This window comes from Streptomyces flavochromogenes (assembly GCF_000717595.1).
GTDB classification, from domain to species: domain Bacteria; phylum Actinomycetota; class Actinomycetes; order Streptomycetales; family Streptomycetaceae; genus Streptomyces; species Streptomyces flavochromogenes.
The window spans coordinates 42,301-60,222 of sequence record NZ_JNZO01000013.1; the positions used below are offsets into that span (position 1 = coordinate 42,301).

The 17,922-nt window shown below is 70.9% G+C and carries 21 protein-coding genes; 5 read left to right on the plus strand and 16 right to left on the minus strand.

The window, feature by feature from the left end:
- Positions 1-9: 9 nt before the first annotated feature.
- Positions 10-861, minus strand: coding sequence for an MBL fold metallo-hydrolase (locus IF00_RS0117185; protein WP_030318967.1), 852 nt, complete (start codon positions 859-861; stop codon positions 10-12).
- Positions 862-1,066: 205 nt separating this feature from the next.
- On the opposite strand from IF00_RS0117185, the gene IF00_RS0117190 reads away from it, so the two are divergent.
- From IF00_RS0117190 to IF00_RS0117200, 3 genes are read left to right on the plus strand one after another with little or no spacing between them, the layout of a single operon-like run.
- Entirely contained in the window at positions 1,067-1,780 is a 714-nt protein-coding gene (locus IF00_RS0117190) for a nucleotidyltransferase family protein (protein WP_342451041.1), read from the plus strand.
- The gene (locus tag IF00_RS0117195; RefSeq protein ID WP_030318970.1) at positions 1,773-2,033 is read left to right on the plus strand and encodes a BON domain-containing protein; all 261 of its coding nucleotides are present in this window, start codon (positions 1,773-1,775) and stop codon (positions 2,031-2,033) included. The genes IF00_RS0117190 and IF00_RS0117195 overlap by 8 nt, the downstream gene beginning before the upstream one ends.
- Positions 2,030-2,809 (plus strand): metallophosphoesterase family protein, encoded by a 780-nt coding sequence (locus IF00_RS0117200; protein ID WP_051820320.1) that lies wholly within the window; start codon positions 2,030-2,032, stop codon positions 2,807-2,809. The genes IF00_RS0117195 and IF00_RS0117200 overlap by 4 nt, the downstream gene beginning before the upstream one ends.
- Positions 2,810-2,908: 99 nt before the next feature.
- Here IF00_RS0117200 and IF00_RS46980 read toward each other — a convergent pair whose 3' ends face one another.
- From IF00_RS46980 to mgrA, 11 genes are all read right to left on the minus strand, one after another.
- Positions 2,909-3,106 carry a hypothetical protein gene (locus tag IF00_RS46980; protein ID WP_051820322.1) on the minus strand — a complete coding sequence of 66 codons (198 nt, stop codon included), beginning with the start codon at positions 3,104-3,106 and terminating at the stop codon, positions 2,909-2,911.
- The gene (locus IF00_RS41300) at positions 3,103-3,777 is read right to left on the minus strand and encodes a carboxylate-amine ligase (RefSeq protein ID WP_051820324.1); all 675 of its coding nucleotides are present in this window, start codon (positions 3,775-3,777) and stop codon (positions 3,103-3,105) included. The genes IF00_RS46980 and IF00_RS41300 overlap by 4 nt, the downstream gene beginning before the upstream one ends.
- Positions 3,778-3,886: 109 nt before the next feature.
- Positions 3,887-4,495, minus strand: a complete 609-nt coding sequence (locus IF00_RS0117210) for an endonuclease (RefSeq protein ID WP_030318973.1) — start codon at positions 4,493-4,495, stop codon at positions 3,887-3,889.
- 60 nt (positions 4,496-4,555) lie between these two features.
- Positions 4,556-5,479: a non-homologous end-joining DNA ligase gene (gene ligD / locus IF00_RS0117215; RefSeq protein WP_030318975.1), complete on the minus strand. Its 924-nt coding sequence runs from the start codon at positions 5,477-5,479 to the stop codon at positions 4,556-4,558.
- A 64-nt stretch (positions 5,480-5,543) separates the two neighbouring features.
- Complete coding sequence (locus tag IF00_RS0117220; RefSeq protein ID WP_030318977.1) at positions 5,544-6,173, minus strand: DNA polymerase ligase N-terminal domain-containing protein; 630 nt, start codon at positions 6,171-6,173, stop codon at positions 5,544-5,546.
- A 477-nt stretch (positions 6,174-6,650) separates the two neighbouring features.
- Positions 6,651-7,238, minus strand: coding sequence for a DinB family protein (locus tag IF00_RS0117225; protein ID WP_030318978.1), 588 nt, complete (start codon positions 7,236-7,238; stop codon positions 6,651-6,653).
- 196 nt (positions 7,239-7,434) lie between these two features.
- Complete coding sequence (locus tag IF00_RS0117230) at positions 7,435-7,872, minus strand: glutaredoxin domain-containing protein (protein ID WP_030318980.1); 438 nt, start codon at positions 7,870-7,872, stop codon at positions 7,435-7,437.
- A gap of 51 nt (positions 7,873-7,923) precedes the next feature.
- Positions 7,924-8,280 (minus strand): PRC-barrel domain-containing protein, encoded by a 357-nt coding sequence (locus tag IF00_RS0117235; protein ID WP_030318981.1) that lies wholly within the window; start codon positions 8,278-8,280, stop codon positions 7,924-7,926.
- 162 nt (positions 8,281-8,442) lie between these two features.
- Positions 8,443-8,805 (minus strand): DoxX family protein, encoded by a 363-nt coding sequence (locus tag IF00_RS0117240; RefSeq protein WP_030318983.1) that lies wholly within the window; start codon positions 8,803-8,805, stop codon positions 8,443-8,445.
- Between the two features lie 159 nt (positions 8,806-8,964).
- Positions 8,965-9,459, minus strand: coding sequence for a cupin domain-containing protein (locus IF00_RS0117245; protein ID WP_030318987.1), 495 nt, complete (start codon positions 9,457-9,459; stop codon positions 8,965-8,967).
- A gap of 262 nt (positions 9,460-9,721) precedes the next feature.
- Complete coding sequence (mgrA, locus tag IF00_RS0117250; RefSeq protein WP_030318988.1) at positions 9,722-10,714, minus strand: L-glyceraldehyde 3-phosphate reductase; 993 nt, start codon at positions 10,712-10,714, stop codon at positions 9,722-9,724.
- Between the two features lie 140 nt (positions 10,715-10,854).
- Between mgrA and IF00_RS0117255 the strand changes: the two genes are divergently transcribed.
- Positions 10,855-11,742 (plus strand): LysR family transcriptional regulator, encoded by an 888-nt coding sequence (locus IF00_RS0117255; protein ID WP_030318990.1) that lies wholly within the window; start codon positions 10,855-10,857, stop codon positions 11,740-11,742.
- A gap of 160 nt (positions 11,743-11,902) precedes the next feature.
- Here the strand turns inward: IF00_RS0117255 and IF00_RS0117260 are convergent, their stop codons facing one another.
- Positions 11,903-12,952: a YncE family protein gene (locus IF00_RS0117260; protein ID WP_030318992.1), complete on the minus strand. Its 1,050-nt coding sequence runs from the start codon at positions 12,950-12,952 to the stop codon at positions 11,903-11,905.
- A 144-nt stretch (positions 12,953-13,096) separates the two neighbouring features.
- Between IF00_RS0117260 and IF00_RS0117265 the strand changes: the two genes are divergently transcribed.
- On the plus strand, positions 13,097-14,008 hold the full coding sequence (locus tag IF00_RS0117265) for a LysR family transcriptional regulator (RefSeq protein ID WP_030318993.1): 912 nt from the start codon (positions 13,097-13,099) through the stop codon (positions 14,006-14,008).
- A gap of 72 nt (positions 14,009-14,080) precedes the next feature.
- On the opposite strand, the gene IF00_RS0117270 is transcribed toward IF00_RS0117265, so the two are convergent.
- The 3 genes from IF00_RS0117270 to IF00_RS0117285 all read right to left on the minus strand — a co-directional run bounded on the left by IF00_RS0117270 (position 14,081) and on the right by IF00_RS0117285 (position 17,383).
- The gene (locus IF00_RS0117270) at positions 14,081-14,725 is read right to left on the minus strand and encodes a dihydrofolate reductase family protein (protein WP_030318995.1); all 645 of its coding nucleotides are present in this window, start codon (positions 14,723-14,725) and stop codon (positions 14,081-14,083) included.
- A gap of 278 nt (positions 14,726-15,003) precedes the next feature.
- A complete protein-coding gene (locus IF00_RS42685) occupies positions 15,004-15,885 on the minus strand; it encodes a hypothetical protein (protein ID WP_158710474.1) in 882 nt (293 codons plus the stop codon).
- Between the two features lie 421 nt (positions 15,886-16,306).
- Positions 16,307-17,383 carry an outer membrane protein assembly factor BamB family protein gene (locus tag IF00_RS0117285; protein ID WP_280922620.1) on the minus strand — a complete coding sequence of 359 codons (1,077 nt, stop codon included), beginning with the start codon at positions 17,381-17,383 and terminating at the stop codon, positions 16,307-16,309.
- Between the last annotated feature and the right edge of the window lie 539 nt (positions 17,384-17,922).

A 17,922-nucleotide genomic window follows, 5' to 3' on the forward strand; every position in this document is an offset into this window, starting at 1 on the left:
CGGCGCCGCTCACGTCCCCGACGGCCGCGGCTGCTCCGGCGGAACCGAGCTCTCGGCAGCCGCCATCCACTGGTCCAGGTCGGCCTGGGTGAACTCTGTCCACGGTGGGACGTCGGGAAGCCCGCGAAGGAGGTCGTAGGCCTCGGAGATGTGACTGCCGCGGAGGACGGGACAGTGGCAGCCGGCGATGACCTCGGCGTTCAGATGTTGGAAGTCGGTGACGACCGTCCCGAACTTCCGGGCGTCCAGCAGGGCGACCCAGGGGGAGACCAGCCTTCCGCCGAAGAGCTGGCCGTCGCGGAATTCGCCCGGCGACAGCGCCGCCGTCTCGGGCATGGGAGTCGGCACGTTGGTGGCGAAGGTGTCGACCGCCCAGAGGACGTCGGTCTTCGGGTCGAAGAGGGCGCGGGTGGTGGGGTTGTCGAACAGCGGCGGCCGCTTGGCGACCAGGGTGCGGTCGCCCGCGTCGATCGTGTCGCCGTCGGTCATGAAGCGGCACCGGTTGATGGGAGTCTCCCACTCCTCGGCCATGCGGCCGATGGAGAACCATGTCGTCAGCAGGGTCGCGTTCGGGCATTCCGCGAGGACCGCCAGGAGGTTGCCCGCGTGGTCGCGGTCGTCGTGGGTGAGGAAGATCCACCGTACGTCCAGGGGATCCACGACGGACCAGGCCGCCTCCAGCCACTGGGAGCGCACGGCGGGCGCCCCGGTGTCCACGAGGACCGGTTCGGTTCCCCTGATCACCATCGAGTTCATCGGGAAGTGGCCGACCGGCGGGGCTTCGAGAGCCCACGGGATGACGAACGTCTCCTCGGCGATCTTGTACGGCTGCAGAAGGTCGAAACTCTCCATGGTTGTCATCGCTGCTCCTTGGGACGGAGTCGCCACAGCCTCCATGAATCCAGTCCAGTCCCCTGCCGTGCTGCCGTCAAACGCAGAACGCGTGATCGCTCACGCGCTCTCCCCCGCCCGCGCATTCTTCCCGGCGCACGGGGTACTCGCGTGTTCCCCGCCTCGTACCCGACGACGGCGACTACGGCACAAGGCATACGGCAGGAGGCATCGCATGAACCTCGCCGAAGGACGCCGAGCCGACGTCGGCCCTCCCACCACGGGCTCGCCGCCCATGCGGTCGCACTCGCCGTCCGCGGCCGAGGCCGCCGCGGAGGTGCGGCAGGCCCAGGCCCTGCCACCGGACCACACCCAGGCCATCCTGGAGGTCACGAAGGAGGTGGCCGGGGTCCTCAAGTCGTCAGGGTGTCCCTTCGCCCTGGTCGGCAGCGTCGCGGTCTACGCGTACGGCATCCCGGTCGGGCTCCAGCACGACACCGACTTCGTCGTGCGGCGCGAGGATGCCGAGAAGGTGACCGGCCTGCTGCGGGAGCGCGGTCTCGAGGTCGTCGAGCCTCCCGAGGACTGGCTGGTGAAGGCACGCAAGGACGGCGAACAGATCGATCTGATCTTCGCCCTGGCCGGTCGGCCCGTCACCACCGAGTTGCTCGATCGCGCCCCGACTCTGCCCGTGGACTCGGTTCACATGCCGGTCATCGACCCGACCGACCTCATGACCGGGCGACTGGCGGCGCTCTCGGAACACCACTGCGACTACGGCCCGCTCCTCCCGGTCGCACGCGGGCTGCGGGAGCGCGTCGACTGGGACCTCGTACGCCACGAGACGGCGGACAAGCCGATGGCGGCTGCCTTCCTGTACCTGCTCGAACTGCTCGACGTCATCCCGCCCCACGACGGCCGGGCAGAGGGAGGCCGGTCCGATGAGTGAACCCGCGACGCACGAGGTCGAGTACCGGCTCGCCCGGCTGCGGGACCGGCTGGCCGGCGACGACGTGGCCGAGCTCGGCGTACGCGTGGAACTCAGGGGCGCTGCCGTGCTGCTCTCCGGCACCGTGCCCACGGCCGCCCGGCGCGACGAGATCCTGCGGCTGGCGCGGATCGAACTCGCCGGACTCACCGTGTTCGACGACCTCGCGTCGGCCTCCACGGACGCACCGGAGCGGATGGAGGAGCTGCCATGACTCCGGCCCCGGCCGCCCGGCAGCCGGACGGCGCGGTCCGCGTGGCGGCCGTGGGCGACATCCATCTGAGCCCCGACTGCGCCGGACTGCTGCGCCCCGCCTTCGCGACGCTGCCGGAGTGCGCGGACCTCCTCCTCCTCGCGGGTGACCTGACCCGGCACGGCACCGTCGACGAGGCCGTCGTGGTGGCGGACGAGGTCCGTGACCTGGGCGTCCCCGTGGTGGCCGTGCTGGGCAACCACGACTACCACTCGGATCAGGAGGCCGACATCACGCGGGCCCTCGCCGCCGCGGGCGTGAGCGTCCTGGAAGGACAGTCCGTCACGTTCTCCGTGGCCGGTCACACCGTCGGTGTCGCCGGCGCGAAGGGCTTCTGCGGCGGCTTCGCCGGCCGCAGCGCCGGCGCGTTCGGCGAACCGGAGATGAAGGCCTGGGTCCGTACGGCGCACATCGGCGCCGAGCGTCTGTCGACCGCGCTGGAGGAGCTGTCCGCCGACCGCTGCGAGGTCCGGATCGCGCTGACCCACTTCTCCCCCGTGCCGGACACACTGGCGGGCGAGCCCGTGGAGATCTACCCGTTCCTCGGCAGCTATCTGCTCGCCGAGGCCATCGACGCGGTGGGCGCCGATCTCGCCGTGCACGGTCATGCGCACCTCGGCACGGAACACGGCAGGACAGCGGGCGGGGTACGCGTACGCAACGTCGCCCAACCGGTCATCGACCGCGCGTTCGCCCTGTACCAGCTGCCCGTCCACGGCCATGGATCCGGCATGTGAGCCCTGGATCGCCCCTTCCGTACGATCGTCCGCTGCGCACTCCGCACGGTCGCGGGCCGTCCGCCGGTCCCGGGCCGTCCGCGGCACCCGTCGGTGTGCTCAGCCCCGCACCGTGGCGGCCGCCAGGGAATCGACCACCGCGGCGAACCGCCCGCTACGACGGAGCACGGCTCGCTGCCTGGCCGCCCCGCCCCCGTCCGTGCGGATCCGATCCCACTGCGCACGTACCCACTCCGTGTCGTCGGTCGCGTCCAGGGCGGTACGGGCGAAGTCGATCAGGGCGTCCACCAAGGTCACCGCGGGCCGCTCCCGGCCGTCGACCGGGTCCAGACCGTGCCCCCCGAGGCCCTGGGCGGCAGCGAGCCGGTGCGCCTGCGACAGGTCGGGACAGGACATCCGCGGCGCGGGCACACGGGCGGCGACGCGGGGCAGCAACGTGCCGGCGAGCCCGCGGACCAGTACGGCGAGCAATTCCCGGCCAGGGCCTGGAGGATCGGCAGCCACGGTCTCATGTGCTGGGCGAGGGCGAGGGCCCGTTCACGGTCGAGCTCCCCGATGTGGACGTGACATCCGCAGACGAGCCCGTCCTCGCGCGTGGTTCCGTCGTCGCGCGTGATCAGGGGCGCGTAGCGCCGGGCCATCCGTCGGTAGCGCTCGGTGTTCGCGACCGTCAGCTGCTCCTCCGGGGGAAGCACAGGGGTGCCGCATGCGACCGGCGCGCAGCGCTCGTTCCGGGCGGCCGCGGCGACGGCTCCACGCATCCACGAGAGTTCGTCGCGCAGGGACGTCCGGCAGGATGTCGCCCGGGTGCCGGTTTCGATCTGCGCGTTGAAGAACTCGCTCTGCAGCTGCCCTCCGAGGTCACGGGAGGCCCGGTCGATCACCTGGGGCGCGCGGTTCACGGGCGCGCGGGTGACGTGGTCCACCAGCATGAACTCTTCCTCGACGCCCATGGTCAGGACATTCATCGCGACTCCTCACTCGGCACACGCCTACCCGGCACCCGGTGCTCCATTCCGGCCGACCGTCCGCGTCGGGAGATTCTCGTGGGTCTCGGCCGGCCCGGCGTCCGGGTCCTCAGGAGAGGCCGGCCCGTACCAACGCCGCCGCGAACCGCGGCAGGTCCTCGTCAGGGACGAGCCGGGCGAGGCCGGCGGGCGTCTCGGGGAGGCCCAGCCTCGCGGCGGTCTCGCGGGCGCGGCGGTCGAAGGCGGGGCGCAGTTCGGGCCACACGCCCTGGGCTTCGCGGCAGAAGATGTCCGCTCCGACCGGGCCGATCCGCGGGACCTCCCGAAGGAGCTCCCGGATCCGGTCCGGGTCCCCGTCGGCGGCGTCGCGCAGCCGGCGCAGGTCTCCGCGGTAGCGGTCCAGGAGGAGCTCCGCACCGTCCCCCAGGGCTGTGGCCGTGCTCTCGTCGTAGCGCCGGTAGTGCGCTCGGCCGAGGGCGTCCACCCGGTCCTGCCATGATGCGGTGGCCATCGCACGGGCCGTGCCCATGCCCGCCGTGTGAAGTTCGCGGGCGGCGGCCACCGCGATGCCGGCCTTGATCCGTACGGAGAAGAGCACGCACAGCGTCAGGAGTCGGTACAGAGGGGCGGGTGTGTCCTTCAGCCGGATGCCCGCCTCCTCCGCGTGGGTGTGCCCGTGCTCGTCCAGCAGGTCTCGGACCGTGGTGCGCCGGGTCATGGCGGTCCTCCCTCCCGTCCGGCCTCCGTCCGGCATCCTTCAGCCTCTGCCGGGACCGGTTCACGGGGTCAGTGCGGTGAGACGGGTGCGGGCCCTGGTGAGTGAGCGGGGTCTGGGCGGGTCGTGCCAGGGGTTCTCTTCGAGGCGCCGGGCGATGGTGCCGAGGGTCCATCGGCGCGCGGAGAGACCGGGGTCGTCGAGTTCGGCCCAGGCCAGCGGCACCGCCACGGGGGCACCCGGAAGGGCCCGGACGGCGTAAGGGGCGACGGCGGTCTGGGCGTAGGCGTTGCGCTGGACGTCGAGGTAGAGCCTGCCTCGGCGGGCCTTCTTGCGCGGCTCGGTGGTGAACCGGTCGGCGTGGCGGGCCGCGAGGACTCCGGCGACGTCGCGGGCGAAGGACCGTACGTCGTCGAAGGGTGCCCGGCGGTCGAGCGGCACGATGACGTGCAGGCCTCGTGATCCGGTGGTCATGACCTGGGACGGCAGCTCCAGTTCGTCCAGGAGGTCGTGGAGGCCATGCGCTGCGTCCCGCACCAGGGGGAAGTCGTCTCCGGGCGGGTCGAGGTCGAACACGAGCCGGTCGGGATGGTCGGGGCGGTCGGCTCGGGACAGGAAGCGGTGCGGAGTGATGCATGCCTGGTCGGCGAGGTACAGCAGGGTCGCGGTGTCGTCGCACACCGCGTACGTGACGGTGCCGCCCTGCTTGGGAAGCTCGGCTCGGTGGACCCAGTCCGGGAAGTGGTCCGGCACCTCCTTCTGCATGAAGGCGGGTCCCCGCGTTCCGTCCGGGTGCCGTTCCAGCATCAGGGGACGTCCGCGCAGGTGGGGCAGCATTCTGCGGGCGGCGGCGCGGTAGTACCGGGCGAGGTCGGCCTTGGTGATGCCGTCGCCGGGGAAGAGGATCTTGTCCGGGTGGCCGATCCCGACGCTCCGGCCGCCGGCCCGTATCCGCCGGGGACCGCTCGATCGCTGGTGCGTCGTCATCGGCCTTCTTCCTCCTGGCGTTCGCGGACCGCCCCTGAGGGGCGAGGGGAGAGGGGCGATGCCCTCACTTGTGGTCGCTCGCCGATCGCTCGGCTTCGGCGACCTGCCGCAGCGTGCGGCCGGTACGGGCCGAACGTGCCCGCCGGGGGTCAGGCGTGCCGGTGTCGGCGGCCCGTTCGTCGGCCTCTTTGACCAGGAGCCATGCCTCGCGTCCCCCGTCCTCGGTGCGGCGGATCCGGGTGAGCGCGTAGCCGCCGTGCAGTTTGTGACCGTCGAGCCGGAACGAGGCGTGACCCCGCTCCAGAGCCTCGGCGAGGGGAACCTCGTGGCCCTGCCGGTCCGTCGTGGCGTTGCGGTAGGTTCCCTCGTCCCACACGATCACGGTGCCGCCGCCGTATTCCCCTTGCGCGATGACGCCCTCGAAATCGCGGTACTCCAGCGGATGGTCCTCCGTCGGCGTGGCGAAGCGCTTGTCGTGCGGATCTCTGGAGGGGCCCTTGGGCACGGCGAACGACTTCAGTACGCCATCGGCTTCGAGGCGGAAGTCGAAGTGCATGCTGCGCGCGTCGTGGATCTGCACGACGTACGACGGCGGACCGTCGGCCGATTGCACCCCGGCCCCGCCCTTCGGCTCGGGCGTCTTCTCGAAGTCCCGCCGGCCCTGGTAGCGGGCCAGCGTTCCCGTGTCCGTCACGGCCTCCTCCTCGCGTCCTCGCTGTCGTGGAAGCAGCCTCCACCGGCGGCTACCCCAGGACGGGGACGCCAGTCGTCACCCGGGCCCGGAGGAGCCGCCTGGGCGGCGCTCCCGGCCCCCGACGGGGCATCGCTTCGACCGCCCGGTCCCTGGCGTCGCTTCGTAGATCCGCGGGTCGTCGTTCCGTTCCGGGGTGGTCAGCCCCTGCGACCGACCATCAGCCATCACCACCGACTTCGGCGAACACGACGTTCGCTCCGACGCCGCAGGGGAGGGTTCCCCTTGAAAAGCTGCGACGGCGGCTGCCCGCCGTCGACCGGGGCCGGCGTGAGCCCCGAATCCGGCAACGGCTTGACCAGGACGTCTCCCTGTAAGAGCTGCCACCTCGTCCACCCCGTGCCCCCGTCCCCACCGTCCAGTCGCATGCGCGTCTTCGCAGCGCACCACTCTGCGGCCAAGCGCCTCGTTCTGAAACGATCAGTAAGCCGTGATCGCTGCGGCCGCCCTGGCGGCCTGCTCGATCTTCGCGCTGTGGGCGGCACGGGCTTCCTCGTCGATCCGCTGCTCGTGTTCGGGGCGCACCCCGGTCCGGCCGTCGAGGCCCTCGCGCAGGATGTCGGCGTGCCCGGCATGCCGGATGGACTCGCCGAGGACATGGACCATGACGGCGAACAGGTTCGTGTTCGTATGAGGCTCCGGCCACCACGGCACGTGGCCGGGGGCGTCGAGGGGAAGCTCGCTGATCGTCGCGTCCGAGTGTTCCCACGTGCGCCGGTAGAACCCGATGATCCGATCCCGGGTCTCGTCCTCGGCCGCCCACAGATCGCTGCCGTCGGAGTCCTGCCACCGGGGCAGCGATTCCGGGGAAGGGCGGTCGAAGACCTCGCCGAAGTACCTGGCCTCGACGGTGGCCACGTGTTTGACCAGGCCGAGGAGGTTGGTCCCGGTCGCCGTCAAGGGCCGGCGGGCGTCGTATTCGGACAAGCCGTCGAGCTTCCAGAGCAGCGCCTCGCGGTCCCGCCGCAGTCTCCCGTGCAGGTTGTCCTTCGCGAATTCATCGATCATGCGGCATGAGCCTGCCATGGGCTGCTGCCGGTCTCAAGATCGCGTCACACGGTCCGCAACGTCCGGCAGAGCCGAGGCCTGGCCATGGCCGCCACCCTGACCTGGTGCGAGAGGCTCGCGAATCCTGCCGCGTGAGACGGCCTTCGGGCGCTTGGCGATCTGCCGCCCACGGCGCGACGGGCGACGCCTCTTCCGGTCATGCGGGACGGCGGAGCTGCTCCCGTGCCCAGGCGGGATCGGGGTTGACGTGGGGCCGGCCCGCCACGAGGACGGTCGGCACCGTCTCGTTGCCGTCGTTGGCCGCCCTCACCGCCGCCGCACCGGCCGAGTCACGCCAGATGTTCACCCAGTACATCCGTCGGGCGCTGCGCCCCAACCGGATGCGCAGGCGCAGGCAGTACACACAGCCCGGCCTCCAGAAGACGATCGGCCGGCCGTCGTCCGCGCTGCGACGCTGCGCCTCCAGCGCGCCGATCGACTTCGGGAAGATCAGAGGGGAGTACGTCGCCGCGAGCACCAGGAACACCACGAGCAGTGCTGCTGCCTCGCCGGGGCGTTCCCCGCGGACGAGTCGGGTCGCGACGGCCGAGCCGCAGAGCACGAGCAGTACCGGCAAAGCCCAGATGCGCATCATGAAGCGCAGGCTATCGACCGGCTCTCATCGCGAACCGTCCGCGGGTGCGGGTCAGCGCCGTGCGAGCTGTCGCTCGCCGTTGGCTCCGGGCCGGTATGCCAGACCGTAGTGGTGGAACACCGCGGGCTCCTCCTCCGCGGGGAGGACGTCGTCCGTGCCCATCGAGGGGCAGTCCTTCACGAGCGCCTTTCCGTAGGCGACCCGGACGTATCCGGGCCCCACGACCGCGCCGTCGAGCGGGACGAAGACCAGGCGGCGACGGGTCGGGAGTCCCACCTCCACCGTCGCCATGGCGGGCTCGTCCGTACTCGTGTCCACGTAGATCGCCTCGAGAGTGCCGATCTTGTGGCCGTCAGGATCGACCACGTCCTGCGTGCGCCACTCACGGATGTCGGCTGATTCGATCATCGGGAGCGCCCTTCGTCCGAACACGGAGCCGGGCTTCTGCGGCTGCGGATACCTCCCACACTGCGCCTGGCCACCCGCGCTCACCACCCGGCGGGCCGGCACAGCAGCGGATGTGAAGCGGCTGACCCGCAGTCGCGTCCTCCGGTGGAGAACCGTGGCTGATCACAGCCAGGTGGTGGCCAGCCGGCCGGTCACGGCCGCCGTGGCGACGAGCCCGACGTTGAGTGCGATCCGGCGGTCCTCGCCTGTCAGGTGGACGGCGATCGCACCGCACTGCAGGAGCACGAACCCGATGGCCGCGGCCAGTGCCAGCCAGGGCGCGATGCCGGTCAGAGGCGGCAGGATCAGCCCGAGCGCGCCGAGTATCTCGATCGTCCCCAGCGCCTTGACGGCCGCCAGTGGCATGCGATCGACCCAGGCCATCATCGGGCGGAGTCTCTCTCGGTCATGGAGGACCTTCACCGCGCCCGAGTAGAGGGAGAAGAGGGCGAGCAGTCCGGAGACGATCCAGTACGCGATGTTCATGATTCCCTTCACGGTCACCGGTCGCAGGTGACCCGTCGAGTCCCAGGGCCGCTCTTGGAGGAGGCCGAGCCTGGTCCGGGTGATCCGGAAGCGAAGGGCGGGAGCCCCCGGCTGCGGCGGTCCGGTGGGGGACGGCCGGGCGGTGTCGTCCCGCCGGCTTCAGGCGAGGTCGGTGGCGGGCTCGGTCGCGTAGCGGCTCATCATGTGGGCGCCGGCCTGTGGCGTCAGCGGCCCGCCGCTTGCGATCACGTTCTGGAGGTCCCGGAAGTACTGCACGTACAGGTCGGGGGTGAACGTGCTGAGGATGACGGCGGGTTGGTCGGTGACGTTGGCGAAGGTGTGCGGCGTGCCGGGCGGGACCATCACGAACGCGCCCGCGGTGGCGTCGTGGACCTTGTCCCCGAGGGTGAACCGCACCGTGCCGGAGACGATGTAGAAGCCCTCGTCGTGCTGGGCGTGGCGGTGCTGCGGCGGCCCGGCGGTGTGCGGGGCGAGGACGGACTCGGCGATCGCGAGGCGGTGCCCGGTATGGCTGCCGTCTTCGAGGACGCGCATGTGCGTGGTGCCCAGGATGATCGTTTCGCCGTCGTCGGGACCGACCACCGGTACGGCGGGGTCGGTCTGCGGTGCGGTGGTCTTCGCTTGTTCCGTCATGTGGCGAGTGCACCGCCAGGACCCGGCGCCTGTCCAAGACCCCTTCCGCGACGTCGATACCGCTTGAGTATCGTTGCAGCGTGGAGCGGTGGAGCCGGCTCACCCCTGTGAGCGCGGTGCTGCTCGATGCGGCACGGCCCCGCTCGACCAGGCCGACCGCGTGCAGACCGCACTGTGGAACGGCACGGTCTGCTTCTCACCCCACGTGATCGGTGTCGGCGAGGCACGGTGCCCCCCGTGATCGACCGACGACTGTCGCGCCTCAGGAACGGGTCAGCTCGTCGACAAGGGCCAGTTCCTCGGCGTCGAAGTCGAGGTTGTGGAGGGCTGCGACGCTGTCCTCGAGCTGTCGTGCGCTGCTCGCCCCCACCAGGGCGGACGTGACACGGCCGCCGCGCAGCACCCAGGCGAGGGCGAGCTGGGCCAGGGTCTGGCCGCGGGACGTCGCGATGTCGTTCAGGGCACGCAACCGGGTCACGACGTCCTCGGTGACGGCGTCCCGGTCCAGGAAGGGGCTGTCGCTCGCGGCCCGGGAGTCCTCGGGGACGCCGTCCAGGTAGCGGCCGGTGAGCAGGCCCTGCTCCAGCGGTGAGTAGGCGATGGAACCGATCCGCAGGTCGTCGAGGGCGTCGAGCAGGCCCTCGTCCTCCGGGCGTCGGTCGAGCATCGAGTAGCGGGGCTGGTGAAGGGTGAGCGGGGTGCCGAGCTCGGCCAGGATGCGAGCAGCTTCGCGGGTCTGCTCGGCGGAGTAGTTGGAGACGCCGACGTACAGTGCCTTGCCCTGCTGGACCGCGGAGTGCAGGGCGCCCATGGTCTCTTCCAGGGGGGTCTCGGGGTCGAATCGGTGCGAGTAGAAGATGTCGACGTGGTCGAGACCGAGCCGGCGCAGGCTCTGGTCCAGCGACGACAGCAGGTACTTGCGGGAGCCCCACTCGCCGTACGGGCCGGGCCACATCAGGTATCCGGCCTTGGTGGAGACGACCAGTTCGTCGCGGTAGGGCGCGAAGTCCGTCCGCAGGAAGTCGCCGAGGGCGGACTCGGCCGCGCCGGGCGGGGGGCCGTAGTTGTTCGCCAGGTCGAAGTGGGTGATTCCGAGGTCGAAGGCCCGGCGCAGGATGGCGCGCTGGGTCTCCGCCGGGCGGTCGGGCCCGAAGTTGTGCCACAACCCCAGAGAGAGGGCGGGGAGCTTCAGGCCGCTGCGCCCTGTGCGCCGATACAGCATGTCGGCATAGCGATCGGCATGTGCGGTGTACAACGCGACTCCAGGGTCTGGGGACGCCCCCGGTGAACGGGGGGCGGCGGGGAGATTGTCGTGCCGCCACCAATCTCCCCTGCCCCATGGGCATGAATCCAACAGGAGAATCCGATGGGATTCAGCGCGTAGGCTTCTGAATCATGGAACTGCGGCATCTCCAGCACTTCGTCGCCGTCGCCGAGGCCCGGCATTTCACGCGGGCCGCGGAGCGGCTCATGGTCTCCCAGTCCGGTCTCTCGGCGTCGATCCGGGCCCTGGAGCGGGACCTGAGGGCTCCGCTGTTCGTACGGAGCACCCGCCGGGTGACGCTGACGGAGGCCGGGCGCGCACTGCTGGCCGAGGCGGAGCGCATCCTGGCGCAGGTACGGGCCGCTCACGAGGCAGTGGCGGCCGTGCAGGGCGTCGTACGCGGCACCCTCCGCCTCGGGGCCGAGCAGTGCGTCGCGGGAGTGCACGTGGCGGGGCTGCTGGCGGCGTTCAGGCGGCGGCACCCCGAGGTGGAGATACGGCTCCGGCAGGAGGGTGGGCTCGCCCTCGCCGAGGACGTCGCCGCCGGCCGCCTCGACCTGGCCTTCGCCTACCGAACCCGGGCGGACACCGACCAACTGCGCTCGGTTCCCCTGGCGTCCGAGCCGATGACGCTCCTGTGCCACCCCGAGCACCCGCTCACCGCGGCCGGGCCGGTCCTCGCGCTTCGAGACCTCGCGGAGGAGGACTTCGTCGACTTCCACCCCGGCTGGGGACCACGTCGGGCCACGGACGCGACCTTCGCCTCCGCGGGCGTCCTGCGCACCGTGACCCTGGAGGTGAACGACGTGCACAGCCTCCTCGACCTGGTGGAGGAGGACCTCGGTGTCGCTGCCGTACCGCGGCATTTCCGGCACAAGCGGGACTCCCTGCACGCCGTCCCTCTCGCCTACACCGGCGAGGCGGTCTACGAGACGGTCGCCCTGCTGCCACCGCCGCAGTCCACCAGTCCGGCGGCCCGCGCGCTGATGACACTTCTGGAGCGGGGAACCGCCCGCTGATGCGCGAGCGTGCGCCGCCTTCCGGACGCTCACGGGTCGGCCGCGCTGTCGGGCGGCATTTCACGGACCCGCCGTCTGTCGGGTGGCCGAGCACCTCACTGCCCCGGCTTCCGCGGCCGGGGCGGAAGACGACGACGGCCGCTTCCGCCCCGCACGGTGATCAGGCCGGGCGCGGGAGATACGCCAGGCCGTGCGCGCCGGCCTCGCCGAGCTTGGCGATGTCCAGCCGGGCCAGGCGATCCAGCGTCTCCAGGTCGACGACATCGACGGTGGAGGAGACGGCGCACGCCACATAGGCGAGTCGGCCGTCGGGAGACGAGGTGACGGTCAGCGGGAAGAGCCCGACCTCGAGTTCACCCACCTGCTCGCGGGTGTCGGCAGCGAACACGGTGAGGCGTCCCGGTGCGTGGTGCCCGAGCGCCGACCCCGGATCGGCTGCCATGCGCACTTCGCCCGCGAGCAGCTTCCCGGTCGAGGTCAGGTGCACCGGCAGGACGACGTCTTCCGTGGGCAGGGTGTCGACGACGGACGAGGTGCGGGCGTCGATGATCCGGATTCCCGTGGTCGGTCGGCCTTCGGCGGCGGAGAAGTCGGCGTAGGGCGCGGCGACGAAGACGTGTGTGCCGTCGGCCGAGACGGCGAGGCCCTCGCTGCCCGGTACCTCGACCTTCGAGGTGAGGACGCCGCGTTCGAGGTCGACGACCGAGACGAACGGTGCCTCCTTGTTGGTGGCGTACCCCGTGGTGCCCGCCGGGTCGATGGCGAACCAGTGCGGGCCCGGCGCGTCGGTGTCGATCCTGCCCACAGGCCTGCGGGTCGCCGTGTCGATCACCACGACACCGCCGGGCCGGTTCGCGGCACCCTCCACACTGACGTAGATCCGTCCGCGCGCCGGGTCCGGCGCCAGGCCGTGCGGCCCGTGTTCAGGACCGATGTCGACGATCTCGACGACCCGGCGGGTGTCGGGGTCGATGACGGCCAGGTCGGTGCGCCGGCCTCCGTTCGCGTGGTAGTAGCCCGATTGGTACGTCAGCGTGCACCACAGGAGCCGGTGCGTCGCGTCGAAGCACAACTCGTGGGGCTCGGCCGGGACCTGCACATGCCCGAGGTGGCGGTCGGAGGCGGCGTCGAAGAACGAGACGGTCGGCCCGCTCTGGCTGACGACGGCAAGGACATCGCCTTTCCGACCGGTACGGGGGGACTGGGGCACAGCGGCTCCTTGAGAGGGGCGGAGGGAGGATGCCGCGGGATTCCGCGGGCGTCTCCACTGTCCGCGCCACAGAGCGCCACAACAATGCAAGGATGAGCATCCAATCATTGCCTCAGACGCAAACACGCAGTTCAGGAGCGATAGATGGACCTCAACCTGCTGCGCGTCCTGGACGCCTTGCTCCAGGACAACAGCGTGACCCGGGCAGCGGAACGCCTCGGTACCTCGCCCGCGGCGGTGAGCCGCACCCTGGCCCGGCTCCGCCGAGCGGTCGGCGACCCGCTGCTCGTCCGCGCCGGCCAGGGAATGGTCCCGACCCCGCGCGCCCTGGAACTCCGGGAAGAGGTGGGCGCGTTGCTGCGCGGCTGCGACAACGTCCTGCGGCCCGGTCCCGGTTTCGACGCCGCACGTCTGCAGCGCACGTTCACGGTGCAGGCCACCGACCTGCTCCTGGTGGGACTGGCGGCGAACCTGACCGAACGGATCCACGCGGAGGCCCCGCAGGTGGACGTCGTCTTCCTGCCCGAGGCGGTCGAGGGCGGCCCCGGCCTGCGGCAGGGCTGGGTCGACGTCGAACTCGGCGTCCTCGGGCACCTGGACCCGGAGATCCGCACCCGACAGCTCGCGCGGATGACGCCTGTCGGCATCGCCCGCCAGGATCATCCCCTCTTCGACGGGCCGATCGACGCCCGCCGGTTCGCCGCGGCCGACCACATCGGCATCTCGCGGCTCGGCAAGCGCCTCGGGCCCATCGATCACGCGCTGGCGGAACTCGGACTGCGGCGCCGGACCGCGATCGTGGTACCCAGCCACACGAGCGCGATGATGCTCGTCCGGGACACCGACCTCGTCGCGCTCAGCCTGGCCGACTGGCTCCCCGGTACCGTCTCCGCCATGGGGCTGCGGACGTTCGCCGTCCCGCTCGACCTGGCACCCATGGACCTCGGAATGGCCTGGCATCCCCGCAACTCGGCCGACCCGGGTCACCGTTGGTTCCGCGAGCACCTGGCGGCCGCCGTCCTCGCTCCGACAGCACTCGGTGACGCCGAGCGCTGATTCCCGCCGGGCAGCTCCCGGTATCCGGGAACGTCGCCGCGACGACGACTTCGGCGCCGGCCTGGCGGGGCCTCAGCCGTTTCTGCCGAGACCGCGATCGGGCAGGCTCATGTCCCCCGTCCCGGGAGTGCCGTCCGCGATCCCGTACCGCAGAAACACGGTCCCCGTCGGGCCGGCCACCGGGGGCGCGAGGAGCGTGACGTTGGTGGGCACCGCGCCGTCGTCGAACACCTTCTTCCCGACGCCGAGCACGACCGGGTGCAGCCAGAGATCGAGGCGGTCGAAGAGCTTCTCGCGCAGCAGGGTCTGCACGAGGTTCAGACTCCCCACGACCTTCACGTCCTCGTGCCGGTCACGGATCTCGCGCACCGCGTCGGCGAGGTCCGGGCCGAGCTGCGTGGACCCGGCCCAGGAGAGGTCGGGCCTGCCGCGCGACGCCACGTACTTCGGGATGCTGTTGAACAGCGTGGCGATCTCGCCGTCCTCGCCGCCGTCCTGGTGCGGCCAGTAGGAGGCGAAGATGTCGTACGTCCGCCGGCCGAGCAGGAGAGCGTCCGTGCCTTCGTAGGCTGCGCCGATCTGCGCCCCGCCGACCTCGTCCAGCAGGGGTGCCTGCCAGCCGCCGAACGGGAATCCCACCGGGTCCTCGTCAGGGCCGCCGGGCGCCTGTCCGACGAGATCGAGGGTCGCGAACATCTCGATGGTGATGAGGCCCATGGCTTACTCCCGATGAGTCGTCTGTCTCCGTCAAGAGATAGACCCTGCCGGTCGGCAGCCGAGTCATCGACGCGACGGAACCCGGCTCACCCGGCCGATGGTTGGGCCGTCCGGCCGAAGCGAGCGGGCTGCCGGACGGGACCCGGCCGGTGGGGCGGCGGCTGCCGTGCCACCGGCCGGGCCGGCCGTCCGGCTGACGCCTGCCCGTGCGTGCAGAGCACCATCGGGAGCGGCAGCCGGAGATGCCGTGGACCACGTCCGTGCGACGCAGGAGGACGCTACGACGCCGCGCCGAGCGGCTGACGCGAGGCCTCGGTGTGGACGGTAGCCAGTCCGTTCTCGTCGATGACGCAGCTCTCCACGGCCGCCTTGCCCCTGAGTCGGGAGCGCACGTCGCTCTGGTCGCCCGCGATGCAGAACTCCGCCCGCAGCGGGGGCGTGCCGTAGTAGACGCCGTTGTCGCCGGGGCAGTCGAACACGGCGGGATTGGGCGCGGCGCAGCTGCTGCCTGCGGGAGGGTCACGCCGAGTGGGGTGGGTGAAGCCGGCGCAATGCATCATCTCGTGGATGAGCGTCTGGGAGATCTCCTCATCGCCTTGCGGGAACAGGACCCCGAAGTTGACATTGAGGCGCGAGCCTCCGACGGTCGCGCTCGCGTTCACGCCGGCCGTGGTGTTGGTCGTGTGGTGAATGGCGCGGTCGTAGGCCTGGTGGAGCTTCGTCCTCTCCTGCGCCGACAGGTTGCCGCATGCCGCCATCCGCGTGAGCGCGAACCTGTGCCGGTCGAGCGTCCGCTGCCGGTTCGCGGCGGAGATGTCGCTCGCGAAGGTGAAGTGCGAGAGGACGAAGTTCATCGGGAACGCGGGCCCCACGGTGTTGCCGACGACCTCGTGGGCCCACACGCCGCCGTCCTGGGTGGTGACGATGATGCGGTTGCCCATGGTGACGACGAACCGGTCGAACGCTCCGTTGAACGCGACCTTGGATCCGCCGAACGCGAAGGCGGGACCGACGGTGTTGCCATTGATGTCGTGGCCGAACACACCACCGTTCTGGGTGATGACGATGATGCGGTTGCCCATCGTGACCACGAACCGGTCAACCGGTAGTGACAATAATGCGGTTGCCCATCGTGACGACGAACCGGTCGAATGCTCCATTGAACGCCACGGGGAAGGGGGCGGAGACGGACATGATCCGTGACCTCCTGTGCGGGTGACCAAAGCCTGAAGCTGCCCCGACCCCCGACTGCGTCGCTCTGCCGGAATCATGCGGGACACGGGACGGCCAAGGGCCGTTCCGTGCGGCTCCGCACTTCCGGCTCGGGTGTCGCCAGTCGACGGGCCTGCGCGGGACGGCGTACGTCGGCGCGTCCGGAGCAGCCTGTATTCCCTGGCATGAATTGCGGGATTCCCGCCTCCTTTCACGTTACTTCGCAGGCGAGTACACGGCACGTCCGGCGCGATGGGGGGACGCCGCTGCTGGACTGGTGGCTTGGACCGAAAGACCCTGGTCACTCGGCCCCGCACTCCTGAGGCGCGGAATCGGCCGGGAGCGCTTGAAACCCTGCGGGCCTCGCGCTCAGGCCGTGGCTTCGTGTGGCGGAGGGACCGGGGTCCGGAGGGCGTGGAGATGGCCGTCCCGGGTGCCGATGTACGCCATTCCGTCCACGACCGCGGGAGCATTCACCCCGTCACTGGTGGGAAATTCCCAGCGCTTTTCACCGGTGGCCGCGTCCACCGCGTACAGGCTGAAGTCCCGGCTGCCGACATAGACAAGCCCACCGCCCACTGCTGCGGACGAGGCGATCGCCCCAGCGGTGGCGAATGTCCAGCGCATCCCTCCAGTGGCGGCATCCAGCGCGTACAGGTTCCTGTCCCAACTTCCGCAGTAGACGGTTCCGTTCGCGGTCACCGGGGAGGCGGTCACATAGTGACCGGTGAGAAACGTCCATCTCTGCCGCCCGGTGCGGGCGTCCACCGTGTAGAGACTGCTTCCGCTGCCGACATGGACCATCCCTCCGGCTACCGCCGGCGCCGACTCCTCGTTCCACTCGCGGCCGGTGGAAAACCTCCATCGTTGCTCCCCGGTGCGTGCGTCCACGGCGTACAGGCCGCCGCCGTCCCGTCCGCCGGCGTGCACATACAGCACGCCGTCGGCCACAGCGGGGCGCGCGAACACCGCGCACGGACGGAATTCCCAACGCCGTTCCCCGCTCGCGGCGTCAAGGGCGTACAGCCCCTTCTGATTGCCGACGTACACCACCCCGTCGACCACGGCCGGGGAGGACGAAGACACGGGCGCACCGGTGCTCGCTTTCCAGATGTGCCGCCCCGTGCGCGCGTCCCTCGCGTACACGTGGCCGGCCTCGTCATCGGTGCCGATGAACACCGTCCCGTCGACCACCGCCGGCGGAGTGGTGTCGATCCGCGCCAGGGCGGTGGAGAACCTCCACCACGGCTGCCCGGTGACCGCGTCCACGGCGTACACCTCGGATGCGTTGCCGACGTACACCCCGCCGTCCGCGACGGCTGGAGCCGACACGGCCCCTCGGCCGGGGGAGAAATGCCACCGCCGCATCCCCGCAGCGGCGTTCACCACGCCCGGTCCCCGCGTTTCAGGGTCCGACAGGGACCCGTCGACCGCAGATCTCCCCACTCCAGCGCCTCCATGCGGCGCACCCCTCTCCCCCAGGCCGCGCCCCGTGAGACCGGTCGTGGCTCACCCTCAGAATTCCGCAGGAGGCATGGAAACGGAAGCGCACGCCCCCCGGCGACTCGGGCCGCGCGGGGACCTTCATCGGGGCCGGGAGTTCTCGGGCGTCGAACTGCACGGAGTGGAACATGTCCGATGTGTCTCTTGGTTCCGGGTGCGCTGCGGCACCGCCCAGGCTGCCCCGGTGGCGCCGAGATGTTCGGGATGGCCCGGCTTCACCGACATCACCGTGACCGGCCCCTCGCTGATCCGGTCGTGAAGATGTGGAGAAGTTCGGGTCACCGCGTGAGTTTTCGGTCGGCGAATTCCTCGACGATGCCGTACCGGAAACACTTTCGAACCCTCCCAACTCATTAGTAACCATCCCCTGAACAGGCAGAACGCCTTCGCGGCGAGGGCTGTCGCCGGAATCCCCGGAATTCCGACGGGCGGGGTATGGTCGGGCCCGCTCACCTGTCCGAGTATTCGTCGAACTCCGTGGG

Bases quoted from the DNA above. Each gene is read 5' to 3' on its own strand.
- IF00_RS0117185 (WP_030318967.1), bottom strand. From the start codon at position 861: ATGACAACCATGGAGAGTTTCGACCTTCTGCAGCCGTACAAGATCGCC.
- IF00_RS0117190 (WP_342451041.1), top strand. From the start codon at position 1,067: ATGAACCTCGCCGAAGGACGCCGAGCCGACGTCGGCCCTCCCACCACG.
- IF00_RS0117195 (WP_030318970.1), top strand. From the start codon at position 1,773: ATGAGTGAACCCGCGACGCACGAGGTCGAGTACCGGCTCGCCCGGCTG.
- IF00_RS0117200 (WP_051820320.1), top strand. From the start codon at position 2,030: ATGACTCCGGCCCCGGCCGCCCGGCAGCCGGACGGCGCGGTCCGCGTG.
- IF00_RS41300 (WP_051820324.1), bottom strand. From the start codon at position 3,777: ATGAATGTCCTGACCATGGGCGTCGAGGAAGAGTTCATGCTGGTGGAC.
- IF00_RS0117210 (WP_030318973.1), bottom strand. From the start codon at position 4,495: ATGACCCGGCGCACCACGGTCCGAGACCTGCTGGACGAGCACGGGCAC.
- ligD (WP_030318975.1), bottom strand. From the start codon at position 5,479: ATGACGACGCACCAGCGATCGAGCGGTCCCCGGCGGATACGGGCCGGC.
- IF00_RS0117225 (WP_030318978.1), bottom strand. From the start codon at position 7,238: ATGATCGATGAATTCGCGAAGGACAACCTGCACGGGAGACTGCGGCGG.
- IF00_RS0117230 (WP_030318980.1), bottom strand. From the start codon at position 7,872: ATGATGCGCATCTGGGCTTTGCCGGTACTGCTCGTGCTCTGCGGCTCG.
- IF00_RS0117235 (WP_030318981.1), bottom strand. From the start codon at position 8,280: ATGATCGAATCAGCCGACATCCGTGAGTGGCGCACGCAGGACGTGGTC.
- IF00_RS0117240 (WP_030318983.1), bottom strand. From the start codon at position 8,805: ATGAACATCGCGTACTGGATCGTCTCCGGACTGCTCGCCCTCTTCTCC.
- IF00_RS0117245 (WP_030318987.1), bottom strand. From the start codon at position 9,459: ATGACGGAACAAGCGAAGACCACCGCACCGCAGACCGACCCCGCCGTA.
- IF00_RS0117255 (WP_030318990.1), top strand. From the start codon at position 10,855: ATGGAACTGCGGCATCTCCAGCACTTCGTCGCCGTCGCCGAGGCCCGG.
- IF00_RS0117265 (WP_030318993.1), top strand. From the start codon at position 13,097: ATGGACCTCAACCTGCTGCGCGTCCTGGACGCCTTGCTCCAGGACAAC.
- IF00_RS0117270 (WP_030318995.1), bottom strand. From the start codon at position 14,725: ATGGGCCTCATCACCATCGAGATGTTCGCGACCCTCGATCTCGTCGGA.
- IF00_RS42685 (WP_158710474.1), bottom strand. From the start codon at position 15,885: ATGGAGCATTCGACCGGTTCGTCGTCACGATGGGCAACCGCATTATTG.